Genomic DNA, 12601 nt, shown 5'->3' with positions numbered 1-12601 from the left:
TCATCCTGAGCTTGTCGAAGGACGAGGTTTCCGGGCCAAGAAAGAATGATCATGACCCCTCGCACCCTCAAGCGCCTCCACCCCGCCCAGCGCGACGACATCGGCGATCTGGTCACCCGGCGGCCGCTGCCTGGACCGGCGATCCCGCAGCTGGATCCGTTCCTGTTCCTCAACCACCACGGGCCGCAGATCTATCCGCCCCGCAACAACGGCCTGCCGTTCGGGCCGCATCCGCATCGCGGCTTCGAGACCGTGACCTTCATTCTGGACGGCGAGCTGTCGCACCTCGACAGCGGCGGCCACGAGAGCGTCATCGGCCCGGGCGGGGTGCAGTGGATGACGGCCGGCAGCGGCCTGGTCCACGCCGAGCTGTCGCCGGCCAGCTTTAAGCAGGCCGGCGGACCGATGGAGATCCTGCAGCTGTGGGTCAACCTGCCCAGCCGGCTGAAGATGACCAAGCCGAACTATCTGGGCCTGCAGGGCGCGGAGATACCCAAGGTCGAGACGGATGGCGCGACCATCGAGATCGTCTCGGGCGAGGTCGCCGGCGTGACCGGCCCGTTCCCGTCGCTGATCGGCATCGAGATGAGCGTCGCGCGGCTGGCGCCCGGCGGGGCGGTGAACGTGCCGGTGGCGCGGGGCAGGGCGGTGTTCCTGTACGTGGTCTCGGGCGAGATCGTGGTCGGCGGCCAGGCCGCCCCGCGCTGGAACCTGGTCGAGCTGAACGACGATGGCGACGCCGTGGCCTTCGACTCCCCGGCCGGCGCGGTGGTCCTGCTGGGCCACGCCGAACCGATCGGCGAACCGGTCTTCGCACACGGGCCGTTCGTGATGAACACCCGCGAGGAGATCATCCAGGCGATCGACGACTACAACGCCGGCAAGTTCGGGAACGTGCCGGGGTAGATAGCGGACGGGGACAGGCGCATGCGCCTGTCCCCAATCCGGACCTACTCCCCATACTCCGCCAGCAACCCCTCCAGCCGCCGCTGTTCCGGCTTCAGCACCTTGAAGAACCGCAGCGCGTTCCAGCCGACGCTGGCGCCGAGGGCCACGCCGAACACCAGCAGCATCTGCCAGAGGTTCCGGTCGGTGGCCTTGCCGACCTCGCCCAGTTGGAACACCCCGACCAGGGTCGGGACGATGAACACCGGCAGGCTCATCAGGAAGATCTTGAAGCCGGTCCGGGCGCGGCGGTTGGCGGTCAGCATGGCCTCCAGGGCCTGGCGCATCGGCGATCCGTCGCGGGGCGGACGCTTGGCCAGCACGCCGGCGATCATCACCGCCGCCAGGACAGCCCAGCAGACCCCCAGCATGGCCAGGGCGCCCCATTCCCGGGAAAGGTCGGTCTGGCCGATCAGGATCGACCGGCCCGCGACCGCCGTGAAGAAAGTCATGGCCGCGACGGGGATCGCGAACAGCAGGATCTCGCCGCGACGGCGGGTTTGCAGCATGTGCATCAGTTGCTCCATCAGATAGGCCTGGGCCTTGGCGTCGGGGGCGTTGGCCTCCGAGCGCCAGGCCTGTTCGAGACGGTCAAAGTCCATCGCCGTCCTCCTTCACCAGGATCGTCAGCCGGGCGCGGATGCGGGTCAGCCGCGCGCCGACATTGGTTTGAGAAAGGCCGTGCAGGGCGGCGATGGCCTCGTAGGCCAGGCCGTCCAGCGACAGCAGGATCAGCGAGCGGTCCACCGGCGGCAGGGTGCGGATCGCCGTGTAGAGGCGCTCCAGCAGGCCCGCCTCGGGCGCCTCCGGACTGTCGAGCCGCAGGGCCAGTTCGGCCGCCACGCCGTCCTGGCGCCGCCGCCGCCGGGTCTCGCCGCGTCGCCAGGTCAGGGCGGCGTTGTGGGCCACGCGGTGGACGAAGGTGGCGTCGGCGCTCTCGCCCCGGAAACGCGGCCGGGCCTTCCACAGCGCCACGGTCAGCTCCTGCATCAGGTCGTGCTGGTCGGCCGGCTCGGCGAAGGCGCGGGCCACCCGGCGCAGGGCGCCCAGGTGCGGCGCCAGCCACGCCGCGAAAGCCTCGTCCTCCTGCCGTCCAGCGCCCATGATCCGCCCCGTTTTCAGAAGGTTAGACGCCGGCGGCGGTCTCGTCGTTACAGGGCGCGCTGAAACTTCGCGCGCGTAATGCTTGCCACGCTTCAAACGCTTGTTAGACTTCCCCCATGTCCGACGATCTCACAGACGCCCAGGCCGCCGCCATTCCCGAGGGCTACAGCCAGCTCAACTGGTCGCGCGGCTTCGGCCGGCAGATCGGGCCGCTGTACGAACAGCGCGCCGGACCAGGCGAGGCGACCCTGGGCTTCCGCGTCGAGGAGCACCACACCAACGGCCTGGGCAATTGCCACGGCGGCATGCTGATGAGCTTCGCCGACATGGCCTGGGGGCGGATCATCTCGCTGCAGAAGTCGTATTCGTGGGTCACGGTCCGGTTGACCTGCGACTTCCTGTCTGGCGCCCAGCTCGGCGACTTCGTGGAGGGCCGGGGCGAGCTGATCTCCGAGCAGGACCTGGTGTTCACCGTGCGCGGCCGCATCTGGGCCGGCGAACGGACCCTGATGACCGGCACCGGCATCTTCAAGGCCCTGTCGCCCCGCGCCCCGCGCCCGGGCGAGGTTGCTTTCCAGGCGGAGGCCTAGGAGATGGCCGACGACCGTCCCGCGCCCACCTCGCTGCTGGGTCCGTTCCAAGGCGAGAAGCCGCCGGCCCCGGCCTGGTTCGAAGCCGCCGTCGCGGTCGAACCCGAACGCTCGCGCATCCCCGTCGAGGGCGCCGAGATCGAGCTGCTGACCTGGGGCCAGGTCGGCAAGCCGGGCCTGGTGTTCCTGCACGGCAACGGCGCCCACGCCGACTGGTGGAGCTTCATCGCGCCGTTCTTCGCCGCTGACTGGCGATGCGCGGCGATCTCGTGGTCGGGCATGGGCGGCTCGAACTGGCGGCCGGCCTATTCGGCGCAATCGTTCGCGGCCGAGATCTTCGCCGCCGTCGAAGCGGCCGGGCTGGAGGCCGGCGGCGTGAAGCCGATCCTGGTCGGCCACTCGTTCGGCGGCTTCCCCACCCTCTATTGCGGCGTCGAGCACGCGGACCGCCTGCGCGGGATCGTCATGGTCGACAGCAGCATCCAGCCACCGGAAAAGCGCTGGAAGGGCCCGCCGTCGCGCCCCGACGCCGCCAATCGGGTGTACGCTTCGCTTGAAGACGCGCTGGCTCGCTTCCGGCTCGCCCCGCCGCAGGGCTGCGAGAACCTCTACATCGCCGACCACATCGCCCGGGGCTCTCTGAAGGAAGTGGAGGGCGGCTGGACCTGGAAGTTCGACCCCGCCATCTGGCAGCGCTTCTCTATGCCGGACCTGGGCCTGCTGCTGCCGCGCATCGCCTGTCCGGCGGCGGTGATGTGGGGCGAACGCTCGGCCCTGATGAGCCAGGAGACCCTGGACTACATGTTCGGCGAGATGCCCGACAGCATCCTGCGCGTCGCCATCCCCGACGCCGACCACCACGTGATGGTGGACCAGCCCCTGGCCTTCGTGGCGGGGCTGCGCGGGCTGCTGGCGGGGTGGAGCTGAGGATTCCCTCTCTCCGCCATCTACCTTTGTCGCGCGTTCGGCGGACAGAGGTTCCGAGCACAAGGCCCGGAATGACGGCTGAAAAGGGAGGGTCGGATGACAATCGCCGGACCGCCCGCTAAGTCCGTTTCATGAGCACCGCCCAGAAAGCCGGCCCCGTCCTCGTCTACGCGCCCGATCGCGGGATCGGCGACCTGATGTGGCACCTGCCGACCTTCCGGGCCATCGCCGCTCAAACGCCCGAGGGGCAAGTGATGCTGGCCGCGCGGCCATCGAGCCGAGCCGCCGAAGTGCTGGCCGTCGAGCCGTCGATCAGCGGCGTGGTCTATGCCCGCCACTTCACCGGATCGCTGAAGGGCGTGAAGGAGGTGCTCGACTTCTGGCGCATCTGCCGCGAGGTGAAGCCCCGCGCCGTGTGGATCCTGGAGAAGATCGGCCGTCCCGCCCAGGCCGCCTGGCTGGCCGGGGTGCCCGAGCGGCGCGGGTTCGGCCTGGGCCACAAGAGCCAGGAGCAGTGGCTGCAGGGGCCGTTCCTGCCCAAGGCCATGCGGCCCGACCATCGGCTGGACAAGCTGGCGGCGTTCGAGGCCCTGCACGGCCTGCAGGTCGACAGCCGCGAGCCCGGCCTGCTGCTCGACCCCAAGGCCATCGCCGCCGTCAAGTCGCGGTTCGGTGGCCGGCCGGGCCCCTGGCTGGTGCTGGGCGTCGGGGCCAGCGAGCCGGCCCGCACCTGGCCCGCCGAGCGCTTCGCCGCCGTATCTCAAGCCGTGGCCGACCTGTTCCCGACCGTGTTCTGGCTGGGCGGCCCCAGCGACGCCGCGCGCATCAAGCCGACGATCGACGTCCAGCCCGTGGCCGGTCGCGACGTCCTGGCCTGCGACCTGCCGCTGGACCAGGCCGCCGCCCTGATCGCCCTGTCGGCCGGGTTCCTGGGCAACGACTCGGGCCCGCTGAACGTCGCCGCCTCGGTCGGCCGCCCGGCCGTCGGCCTGATGGGCACCAGCCCCGTGCCGGCCTACTCGCGCTGGCTCTCCCGCCTCGACGGCGGGGAAGGGCGGATCGCCGATATTTCGGTCGATCAGGCCGTTTTGGCTGTTCGAACGCGGTTCACCGACGAGGCCTGGGCCAACCGCGACATCCCGGCGTCTTGAGCCGGCGCGCCGCACGTTGTAAGCGGCGGGGCGTTTTTTAATTCCACCTAGGAAACTGACATGGCCGGCGACTACCAACGCGGTGAAATGGACATCCACGAACAGTCCGCGACCTTCGAAGCCTTCGGCAAGATGACCAAGTGGGGCTCGCTGGCCATTGCCGTCCTCCTGCTGACCATCACCCTGTGGTTCTGCACCACCGCCGGCTTCATCGGCGGCGTGATCCCCGGAATCGTGCTGGCCGTGCTGGGCGTGGTGTTCCTGCGCGAAAAGCCCGCCTCCGCCCACTGACACCGGTAGACATCGGCATTTTTTTGCTGCTGACGCGAGCGTAAGGCTCGACATCGGGCAAGAACATCCCCTAGAGAGACGCGCAAGCTTGTCTAAGCAAATTGCGCTCTTGGGAGGGGTATGCCGATGGCCGTTATCGCCGTCACGAAAGAGACCCGCGGTGGGGAAACCCGGGTCGCGGCCACGCCCGAGACCGTCAAGAAGCTGGCCGCGGCCGGCTTCTCGGTCGTTGTGCAGGCCGGGGCGGGGATCGCGGCCTCGTATCCGGACGCCGACTACGAGGCGGCCGGGGCTAAGCTGGCCAAGACGGCGAAGGACGCCCTGAAGGACGCCGACGTCCTGTTCAAGGTGCGCGCGCCCGAAGCCGCCGAGATCGCCGCCCTGAAGAAGGGCGCGATCGTCGCGGCCGCGCTCAATCCGCACCAGGACAAGGACACGTTGAACGCCCTGGCCAAGGCCGGCGCCAGCGCCCTGGCCATGGAATTCATCCCGCGCATCACCCGGGCCCAGGTGATGGACATGCTGTCCTCGCAGGCCAACCTCGCCGGCTATCGCGCCGTGATCGAGGCGGCCGAGGCCTACGGCAAGGCCCTGCCGATGATGATGACCGCCGCCGGCACGATCGCCGCGGCCAAGGTCTTCATCATGGGCGTGGGCGTGGCCGGCCTGCAGGCCATCGCCACCGCCCGCCGTCTGGGCGCGGTGGTCACCGCCACCGACGTGCGTCCGGCCACCAAGGAGCAGGTCGAGTCGCTGGGCGCCAAGTTCCTGGCCGTCGAGGACGAAGAGTTCAAGAACGCGCAGACCGCCGGCGGCTACGCCAAGGAAATGTCGAAGGAATACCAGGCCAAGCAGGCCGAGCTGGTCTCCTCGCACATCGCTAAGCAGGACATCGTCATCACCACGGCCCTGATCCCCGGCCGCCCGGCGCCCAAGCTGGTCTCGGCCGAACAGGTCGCCTCGATGAAGCCGGGTTCGGTGATCGTCGACCTGGCCATCGAGGCCGGCGGCAACGTCGTCGGCGCCAAGCTGGGCGAGACGGCGCTCACAGCCAACGGCGTCAAGATCCTGGGCATTCCCAACCTGCCCGGCCGCATCGCCACCGACGCCAGCGCGCTCTACGCCCGCAACCTGTTCGCCCTGTCGAGCCTGTTCCTGAACAAGGAAGGCGCCTTCGCCCCTGACTTCGAGGACGAGATCCTCAAGGCGGCCCTGGTCACCCAGGGCGGCGAAATCGTCCATCCGTCTCTGAAGACCGCCTAACCACCACGACAAGGGAGGCTCCCATGGAAGCCGTCGACCCCACCGTTTTCCGCCTGGCGATCTTCGTGCTCGCCATCTTCGTCGGCTATTACGTCGTCTGGAGCGTGACGCCCGCGCTGCACACCCCGCTGATGGCCGTGACCAACGCCATCTCGTCGGTGATCATCGTCGGCGCGCTCCTAGCTGCCGCTGCGCACGGCGCCGACGCTGGGCTGGATGGCGGCACGGTCGCCGCCTCGACCTGGATTTCCAAGGGGGCCGGCGCGATCGCGGCCGCCTTCGCCGCGGTCAACATCTTCGGCGGCTTCCTGGTCACCCAGCGCATGCTGGCCATGTACAAGAAGAAAGAGAAGAAGTGAGCGCGGTGCGCCCCGATCCGACCATTCTGCTGTTGGGCGCGGTCCTTCCGATCGTTGGCACGGCGTTTATTATTCTGCTCCTCAAGGTCAAAGGCTTCCTGTTCTTTGATCTTGGTCGAGAGGATCGTAAGCGCCCACGGCTACTGGCGGCTCCCATTTTGGTCATCCTGACCTTGGCGATGAGCGCAAACACCTTCTTCCAGAAAGAACCCATCGCTGGCGGCGCATGGCTCGTCCTGTGCGTGGCCGTCATCGCGCTGTCCCTGACGAAGTCGAGCCGGGAGGCCAAGGCCGAGTTGCTGAAGCGTATGCAGGCCGAGCTCGCCAAGCAGGAGGCTCCCCGGTGAGCACTCCCTCAGCCCACGCGCCAGGAACCTGACATGTTCGGCGGCAAGCGCATCGTCAAACAGGCCCAGGTCGCCAACCGCATCGCTTTGCAGCGGTGGTGGGACGATCTGCGGGCCAATGCGCGGGCCCGCGAGCCCGGGCGGCTGATCGCCCATGGCCGCAAGACCTACAGCCAGAACGACGAGGACGGCATGGTCCTCGAGATCTTCAACCGCATCGGCGAGGGCGATCGGCGGTTCATCGAGTTCGGCGTTCAGGCCGGGGTCGAGTGCAACACCGCCCTGCTGCTGATGGCTGGCTGGAGCGGCCTGTGGCTGGACGGCTCGGACAAGTATGTCGAGGCCGCCAAGGGCCACCAGGCCGTGGCCGTGAGCCAGGGCCGGCTGACCGTCCAGAAGGCCTTCGTCACGTCCGAGAACATCGACGGCCTGCTGGGCCCGTGGGCCGGCGGGACCGCCGCCAAGCCCGCGACCATCGACCTCCTGTCGATCGACATCGACGGCAACGACTACTGGATCTGGGAAGCCATCACCGCCGTGCGGCCGCGCGTCGTGATCATCGAATACAACGCCGCCTATCCGCCGCCCGTCGCCTTCGTCGCCGAGTACAAGGCCGACCGGGTCTGGGACGGGGGCAACTATCACAGCGCCAGCCTGACCAGCCTCGAAGCCCTGGGCCGCGCCAAGGGCTACGCCCTGGTCGCGTGCAATCTCTCCGGCGCCAACGCCTTCTTCGTGCGCGAGGAAGAGTTGGTCGGCCCTGACGGGCAGTCTCGCTTCGCCGCGCCCTACACGGCGGCCAACCACTACGAGCCGCCCCGCTACGACCTCTCCGGCCTGCCTTCGGGCCATCCACCCCGGTTCGGCGTCAACGCCGCGCCGACGCTTTCCTCTTCGCCGCTCTTGGGGGCCAAGACCTGACATGAACGCCAATCTCGCCGCCATCCTCTACATCGTCTCGGGGGTGCTCTTCATCCTGGCGCTGCGCGGGCTGTCCAGCCCGGTGACCAGCCAGTCGGGCAACCGCAACGGCATGATCGGCATGGGCATCGCCGTGCTGACCACACTGGCCACGCTCTGGAAACAGGGCGCGCTGGATCCGGTGACCATCGGGTTGATCCTGGGCGGGATCGCGGTCGGCGGCACGGTGGGGGCGGTGATCGCCCGCAAGGTGGCCATGACCTCGATGCCGCAGCTGGTGGCGGCGTTCCACAGCCTGGTCGGCATGGCGGCCTGCCTGGTGGCCGTGGCGGCGATCTACACCCCGGCGGCCTACGGCATCGTCGGCCCCGACGGCCATGTGCACCTCAACAGCCTGATCGAACTGTCGCTGGGCCTGGCGATCGGCGCGATCACCTTCACCGGTTCGGTCATCGCCTTCGCCAAGCTGAACGGCAACATGGGCGGCGCGCCGATCCTGCTGCCGGCCCGCCACCTGCTGAACATCGTCATCGCCCTGGCCATCGTCGCCATGGTGGTGGTGCTGGTGATCTCGGGCGGTTCGGCGATCTGGGCGTTCTGGGCGATCTTCGCGCTGAGCCTGCTGATCGGCGTGACCCTGATCATCCCGATCGGCGGCGCCGACATGCCGGTCGTGGTGTCGATGCTGAACAGCTATTCGGGCTGGGCCGCGGCGGCCCTGGGCTTCACCCTGGAGAACACCACCCTGATCATCACCGGCGCCCTGGTCGGTTCGTCGGGCGCGATCCTGTCCTACATCATGTGCAAGGGCATGAACCGCAGCTTCATCTCGGTGATCCTGGGCGGCTTCGGCGCCGACGCCGCGGCGGCCGCCGGCCCCGGCGGCAAGGTCGAGACCCGCCCCGTCAAGCAGGGCTCGGCCGACGACGCGGCCTTCATCATGAAGAACGCCAGCAAGGTGATCATCGTCCCCGGCTACGGCATGGCCGTCTCCCAGGCCCAGCACATCCTTCGCGAGATGTGCGACAAGCTGAAGGAAGAGGGCGTGGAGGTGAAGTACGCCATCCACCCCGTCGCCGGCCGCATGCCCGGCCACATGAACGTGCTGCTGGCCGAGGCCAACGTGCCCTATGACGAGGTGTTCGAGCTGGAGGACATCAACAGCGAGTTCTCGACCGCCGACGTGGCCTTCGTGATCGGCGCCAACGACGTCACCAACCCGGCCGCCAAGACCGACCCGACCAGCGCCATCTACGGCATGCCGATCCTGGACGTCGAAAAGGCCCGCACCGTGCTGTTCATCAAACGCGGCATGAGCAGCGGCTACGCCGGCGTCGAGAACGAGCTGTTCTTCCGCGACAACACCATGATGCTGTTCGGCGACGCCAAGAAGATGGTCGAGGGGATCGTGAAGGGGCTCTAGGGCCTCGATCCCCCGCAACGACAAGGCCCCGGATGGCGACATCCGGGGCCTTTTCTTTGGTATGTTCAGGAGCGCTCGGTTAAGCGATCGCGCCGTCCATCCGCAGCTCGCCAGCCGCTTCCAGCTTCATCCGTATGTTCGTCGGATCTGCGTCATAGCCGTTAGGCCAAGTCGGCGTGCCCATCTCCAGAAAGACCTGGGCGAAGAAAGTCTCGTCCGCCAGAGGTCGAGCCATCTCGCCTTTGGATCGTGCGATCTCACTGAGATCGGCGATCCCGCTCGATCCATCGGAAAAGGCGATGTCCAGCCGATGGCCGGGCAGCGACTTCACGCGAACAGCCTTGACGAGTGTGAACGTCATTCCTGATCCAATCCGGGGATCCTGAAGGTGGGCCTGTCATTATAGGCCCGATCCCAGTTTTCAGCCAACGCCACGCGGTTCATGGCGATCCAGTCGGTCACCAAGCGCGTCGCGGCTCGCGGCAGTTCACCAGCGATGAGTTCGCCTGTCCGGATATCGAACAAAGCTTCATAGCCCTGATAGTCGGCATGCAGATGCGGTGGGTTGTGGTCGGAAAAATTAATACGGATCACGATGCCGAAGAAGATCGAGATGATCGGCATGCCCGCCCCCGCGTGTTGATGGCGCTCGATCTGCGCGAGCTGTCGTGATGCCATTTTGTTCTTTCCGCAACAATCAAGTCACGACAAAAGAAGAGGCCCCGGACGTTCCCATCCAGGGCCTTTTGCTTGTCTGCGTCATGCGGTCGCTCAGCGGGTGGCGACGGAGACCGGGGTGGCGCGGGCGGCCATCTTCAGGCCTTCGCGCTGGCTCGACGACAGTTGCTTGGCGGCCTGCTTGCGGATGCCGTCCTTGCAGCCGGCGATCGTGAAGTCGCCGGTGGGGTTGTCACGGGCCAGGTCGCGGCAGACCCGCTCGCCGGCGGCGTCGACCCGGGCGGCGAATTCCGCGGCGTGGGCCGGGTTGGAGAGGTTCAGGCCCACCAGCGAGACGGTGGCGGTCGTTTCGGCGTGGGCGTTCTGCAGCAGGCCCAGGGCGGGCACGGCGGCCAGGGTCAGGGTGGCTACGGCGGTGAGGCTGGTCATGAACTTGCGCATCGGATTGTCCCTTCGGTTGATGTCGGTGGCGCGTCCCTGCGCCGATGTCCAAAGGTATACTGACGACTTCTGCCGAATACTCGTTACGTCTCATTCATGACGTGTAATTAAAGAAGTGTACTCAAAGTAATGTTCTAAAATTCCTGTAATGTGAGATCGGATCATCTGTCGGCTGATCATGGTCATGCTTGATCAATGGTTAAGCTGCGCCGCCTTTTCGCCTCATGGGCGCGGCATATGGCGCACCTTCATCATCCCGAAAGGTCACCTGTGGGATGGGAGCGCGCTTCGACGCGGTCTCTTGGAGTGACCGACCGTCTGTGAGGATCACTCTTGGCGTCACGAGTCCTGGCCGCAACGTCGTCTCCCTATTCGCTCGTCGCGTTCGCCGCGCTGGGCGGCGCGATCGTGGTCTGGGGCATGATCAACGCCGTCACCGCCGTGGGCGCGATGAACGCCGGCGTGGAGCAGTCCGCGCCGGCCCCGGTTGTCGCGCCCGTCGCGGCGCCCGAGCCGCCGGCCCCGCCGCCGCCCGCCTTCGTGTTCGACGCTCCGCTGCCGGGCCATGTGGTCAACTCCCCGTTCGGCCTGCGCCAGATGCCCTGGGAAGAGAACGGCCGCCTGCACGAGGGCGTCGACATCGCCGCCCCCGCCGGCGCGCCGGTCCACGTGGCCACCGACGGCGTCATCATGCGCAGCGGCGTCAGCGGCACCTACGGCCGGTTCGTCGAGGTGGGCCACAAGGACGGCTTCCGCACCCTCTACGCCCACCTGGGCCGCGACGCGGGCCTCAAGCGCGGCGCCTATGTCCGGCGCGGCGACACCGTGGCCTATGTCGGCAGCAGCGGCCGCTCGACCGGCTCGCACCTGCATTTCGAACTGCGCAACAAGGCGGGCAAGCCCCTGAACCCGGCGCTGTTCATGGGCAAGACCTTCGCCGAGAAGAGCGACCTGCCGCTGAAGGCCGCCGCCAAGGTCGGCCGCAAGGTGCGCCTGGCCCAGGTCTCCAGGTGGCCAGACGGCGTGAAGGCCAAGATGGCCGCGAACGGCGAAGGCGTGGTCACCCGCGCCAAGGGCGGCCGCGTCCGCGTGCGGATCAACGTCGTCGACGGCTAAGGTTTCGCCGGGCCAGGCGCCGCACCGGATTTAGACGCGGCCGTCACTCGACGGCCATGCTTGCTCGGCTAGAGTGGCCGCATGCTCAGACACGTCGGACGCGCCCTTGCCGGATTCGCTCTTCTCCTTCTCTCGTTCGTCGCCGTGGGCGGCCTGATGTCGGCGGCCGGTCACCCCGTGCCGCGGGGGCGGATGGTGGACATCGGCGAGGGCCGGCAGCTGCGGGTGGTCTGCGAGGGGCCGTCCAATGACCGTCCGCTGGTCTGGCTGGAGGCGGGGGCCTTCGGCTTCGCCGCCGACTGGGGCGCCACTCAGCAAGCCCTGAGCGCCGCCGGCTGGCGGTCGTGCGCCTACGACCGGGCCGGCATGGGCTTCTCGCCGCCGGGACCCGCGCCGCGCGACGGCCTGGCCATCGTCACCGACTTCGAAAAGCTGGTCGCCGCCTCGGGCGAGGCCGGGCCGTTCATCCTGGTGGGCCACTCGATGGCCGGCCTGCGCCTGCGCGAATACGCCGGGCGCAATCCGGACAAGGTGGCGGGCCTGGTGCTGGTCGACGCCGCCACCGCCGACGCCTCGGAGACCGAGGCGTTCAAGCCGTTCATCCAGGCCTTCGCCACGGCCTCGCGCTGGGCGGCGCGCGGCGCGTCGCTCGGGCTCTACAAGCCGCTGGTCTACACCAGCCTGGGCGACAAGATCGGCCTGCCGCCGGCCGCCAAGGCCGAGAAGCGCTGGGCCTTCGCCAACGGCCCCCACAACCGCACCGCCGCCGCCGAGGTGGCCCAGTGGTCCCAATCGGCCGCCCAGGCGGTCGCGGTGCCGGCCTATGACCCGAACTGGCCGGTGGCCGTGGTCACGGCGGGGCCGGTCAAGGGACGCGAGAAGCGCAAGGCCATGCAGGCCGCCCCGGCCGAGCGGTCGGCGCACGGCTATGTGGATCACGTGGAGGGGGCGAGCCACACGCGGCTGCTGGGCGAGACGTTCGCCGGGCATATCGTCAAGGCGGTGGCGTTCGTGGGGGCGTCCGTTCCTCCCCCTATGGGGGAGG

General features: G+C 68.3%; 17 protein-coding genes. 12 read left to right on the top strand and 5 right to left on the bottom strand.

All coding sequences use genetic code 11. The features are described 5' to 3' along the window. The first annotated feature begins 51 nt into the window (after positions 1-51). Positions 52-906 (top strand): pirin family protein, encoded by an 855-nt coding sequence (locus tag AC1DYP_RS21405; protein ID WP_477048038.1) that lies wholly within the window; start codon positions 52-54, stop codon positions 904-906. Between the two features lie 44 nt (positions 907-950). Here AC1DYP_RS21405 and AC1DYP_RS21400 read toward each other — a convergent pair whose 3' ends face one another. Both AC1DYP_RS21400 and AC1DYP_RS21395 read right to left on the bottom strand, forming a co-directional pair. Further along, positions 951-1547: a hypothetical protein gene (locus tag AC1DYP_RS21400; RefSeq protein WP_477048037.1), complete on the bottom strand. Its 597-nt coding sequence runs from the start codon at positions 1545-1547 to the stop codon at positions 951-953. Beyond that, positions 1537-2049 (bottom strand): RNA polymerase sigma factor, encoded by a 513-nt coding sequence (locus AC1DYP_RS21395; protein ID WP_477048036.1) that lies wholly within the window; start codon positions 2047-2049, stop codon positions 1537-1539. Before AC1DYP_RS21395 ends, AC1DYP_RS21400 begins: the two co-directional genes overlap by 11 nt. Positions 2050-2165: 116 nt before the next feature. Between AC1DYP_RS21395 and AC1DYP_RS21390 the strand changes: the two genes are divergently transcribed. The 9 genes from AC1DYP_RS21390 (at position 2166) to AC1DYP_RS21350 (ending at position 9321) form a co-directional block, all read left to right on the top strand. Beyond that, positions 2166-2639 (top strand): PaaI family thioesterase, encoded by a 474-nt coding sequence (locus tag AC1DYP_RS21390; protein ID WP_477048035.1) that lies wholly within the window; start codon positions 2166-2168, stop codon positions 2637-2639. 3 nt (positions 2640-2642) lie between these two features. Next, entirely contained in the window at positions 2643-3566 is a 924-nt protein-coding gene (locus AC1DYP_RS21385) for an alpha/beta fold hydrolase (RefSeq protein ID WP_477048034.1), read from the top strand. A 131-nt stretch (positions 3567-3697) separates the two neighbouring features. Then, positions 3698-4717 (top strand): glycosyltransferase family 9 protein, encoded by a 1020-nt coding sequence (locus AC1DYP_RS21380; RefSeq protein WP_477048033.1) that lies wholly within the window; start codon positions 3698-3700, stop codon positions 4715-4717. A 60-nt stretch (positions 4718-4777) separates the two neighbouring features. Beyond that, positions 4778-5008 (top strand): aa3-type cytochrome c oxidase subunit IV, encoded by a 231-nt coding sequence (locus AC1DYP_RS21375; RefSeq protein WP_477048032.1) that lies wholly within the window; start codon positions 4778-4780, stop codon positions 5006-5008. 120 nt (positions 5009-5128) lie between these two features. After that, positions 5129-6271: a Re/Si-specific NAD(P)(+) transhydrogenase subunit alpha gene (locus AC1DYP_RS21370; protein WP_477048031.1), complete on the top strand. Its 1143-nt coding sequence runs from the start codon at positions 5129-5131 to the stop codon at positions 6269-6271. Positions 6272-6294: 23 nt separating this feature from the next. Next, positions 6295-6630, top strand: a complete 336-nt coding sequence (locus tag AC1DYP_RS21365) for an NAD(P) transhydrogenase subunit alpha part 2 (RefSeq protein WP_477048030.1) — start codon at positions 6295-6297, stop codon at positions 6628-6630. Continuing rightward, entirely contained in the window at positions 6627-6977 is a 351-nt protein-coding gene (locus AC1DYP_RS21360) for a hypothetical protein (RefSeq protein ID WP_477048029.1), read from the top strand. Before AC1DYP_RS21365 ends, AC1DYP_RS21360 begins: the two co-directional genes overlap by 4 nt. Before the next feature lie 33 nt (positions 6978-7010). Beyond that, positions 7011-7898, top strand: a complete 888-nt coding sequence (locus AC1DYP_RS21355; protein ID WP_477048028.1) for a hypothetical protein — start codon at positions 7011-7013, stop codon at positions 7896-7898. Between the two features lies 1 nt (position 7899). Continuing rightward, complete coding sequence (locus AC1DYP_RS21350) at positions 7900-9321, top strand: NAD(P)(+) transhydrogenase (Re/Si-specific) subunit beta (protein ID WP_477048027.1); 1422 nt, start codon at positions 7900-7902, stop codon at positions 9319-9321. Between the two features lie 79 nt (positions 9322-9400). Here AC1DYP_RS21350 and AC1DYP_RS21345 read toward each other — a convergent pair whose 3' ends face one another. From AC1DYP_RS21345 to AC1DYP_RS21335, 3 genes are all read right to left on the bottom strand, one after another. Continuing rightward, on the bottom strand, positions 9401-9682 hold the full coding sequence (locus AC1DYP_RS21345; protein WP_477048026.1) for a DUF2442 domain-containing protein: 282 nt from the start codon (positions 9680-9682) through the stop codon (positions 9401-9403). After that, entirely contained in the window at positions 9679-9999 is a 321-nt protein-coding gene (locus tag AC1DYP_RS21340) for a DUF4160 domain-containing protein (RefSeq protein WP_477048025.1), read from the bottom strand. The genes AC1DYP_RS21345 and AC1DYP_RS21340 overlap by 4 nt, the downstream gene beginning before the upstream one ends. Positions 10000-10092: 93 nt before the next feature. Further along, the gene (locus tag AC1DYP_RS21335; protein WP_477048024.1) at positions 10093-10440 is read right to left on the bottom strand and encodes a UrcA family protein; all 348 of its coding nucleotides are present in this window, start codon (positions 10438-10440) and stop codon (positions 10093-10095) included. 333 nt (positions 10441-10773) lie between these two features. On the opposite strand from AC1DYP_RS21335, the gene AC1DYP_RS21330 reads away from it, so the two are divergent. Together AC1DYP_RS21330 and AC1DYP_RS21325 are read left to right on the top strand one after the other, a co-directional pair. Beyond that, on the top strand, positions 10774-11556 hold the full coding sequence (locus tag AC1DYP_RS21330) for a M23 family metallopeptidase (RefSeq protein ID WP_477048023.1): 783 nt from the start codon (positions 10774-10776) through the stop codon (positions 11554-11556). Between the two features lie 81 nt (positions 11557-11637). Next, on the top strand, positions 11638-12601 hold a 964-nt coding region (locus tag AC1DYP_RS21325; RefSeq protein WP_477048022.1), incomplete at its 3' end, for an alpha/beta fold hydrolase.

The organism is Caulobacter sp. P1_D6 (assembly GCF_056406095.1).
The sequence above is the reverse complement of the archived record's forward strand: the minus strand, read 5'-3'. Positions and strand labels throughout refer to the sequence as shown.

Bases quoted from the DNA above. Each gene is read 5' to 3' on its own strand.
- AC1DYP_RS21370 (WP_477048031.1), top strand. From the start codon at position 5,129: ATGCCGATGGCCGTTATCGCCGTCACGAAAGAGACCCGCGGTGGGGAA.
- AC1DYP_RS21380 (WP_477048033.1), top strand. From the start codon at position 3,698: ATGAGCACCGCCCAGAAAGCCGGCCCCGTCCTCGTCTACGCGCCCGAT.
- AC1DYP_RS21345 (WP_477048026.1), bottom strand. From the start codon at position 9,682: ATGACGTTCACACTCGTCAAGGCTGTTCGCGTGAAGTCGCTGCCCGGC.
- AC1DYP_RS21385 (WP_477048034.1), top strand. From the start codon at position 2,643: ATGGCCGACGACCGTCCCGCGCCCACCTCGCTGCTGGGTCCGTTCCAA.
- AC1DYP_RS21375 (WP_477048032.1), top strand. From the start codon at position 4,778: ATGGCCGGCGACTACCAACGCGGTGAAATGGACATCCACGAACAGTCC.
- AC1DYP_RS21390 (WP_477048035.1), top strand. From the start codon at position 2,166: ATGTCCGACGATCTCACAGACGCCCAGGCCGCCGCCATTCCCGAGGGC.
- AC1DYP_RS21400 (WP_477048037.1), bottom strand. From the start codon at position 1,547: ATGGACTTTGACCGTCTCGAACAGGCCTGGCGCTCGGAGGCCAACGCC.
- AC1DYP_RS21350 (WP_477048027.1), top strand. From the start codon at position 7,900: ATGAACGCCAATCTCGCCGCCATCCTCTACATCGTCTCGGGGGTGCTC.
- AC1DYP_RS21340 (WP_477048025.1), bottom strand. From the start codon at position 9,999: ATGGCATCACGACAGCTCGCGCAGATCGAGCGCCATCAACACGCGGGG.
- AC1DYP_RS21395 (WP_477048036.1), bottom strand. From the start codon at position 2,049: ATGGGCGCTGGACGGCAGGAGGACGAGGCTTTCGCGGCGTGGCTGGCG.
- AC1DYP_RS21365 (WP_477048030.1), top strand. From the start codon at position 6,295: ATGGAAGCCGTCGACCCCACCGTTTTCCGCCTGGCGATCTTCGTGCTC.
- AC1DYP_RS21335 (WP_477048024.1), bottom strand. From the start codon at position 10,440: ATGCGCAAGTTCATGACCAGCCTCACCGCCGTAGCCACCCTGACCCTG.
- AC1DYP_RS21355 (WP_477048028.1), top strand. From the start codon at position 7,011: ATGTTCGGCGGCAAGCGCATCGTCAAACAGGCCCAGGTCGCCAACCGC.
- AC1DYP_RS21405 (WP_477048038.1), top strand. From the start codon at position 52: ATGACCCCTCGCACCCTCAAGCGCCTCCACCCCGCCCAGCGCGACGAC.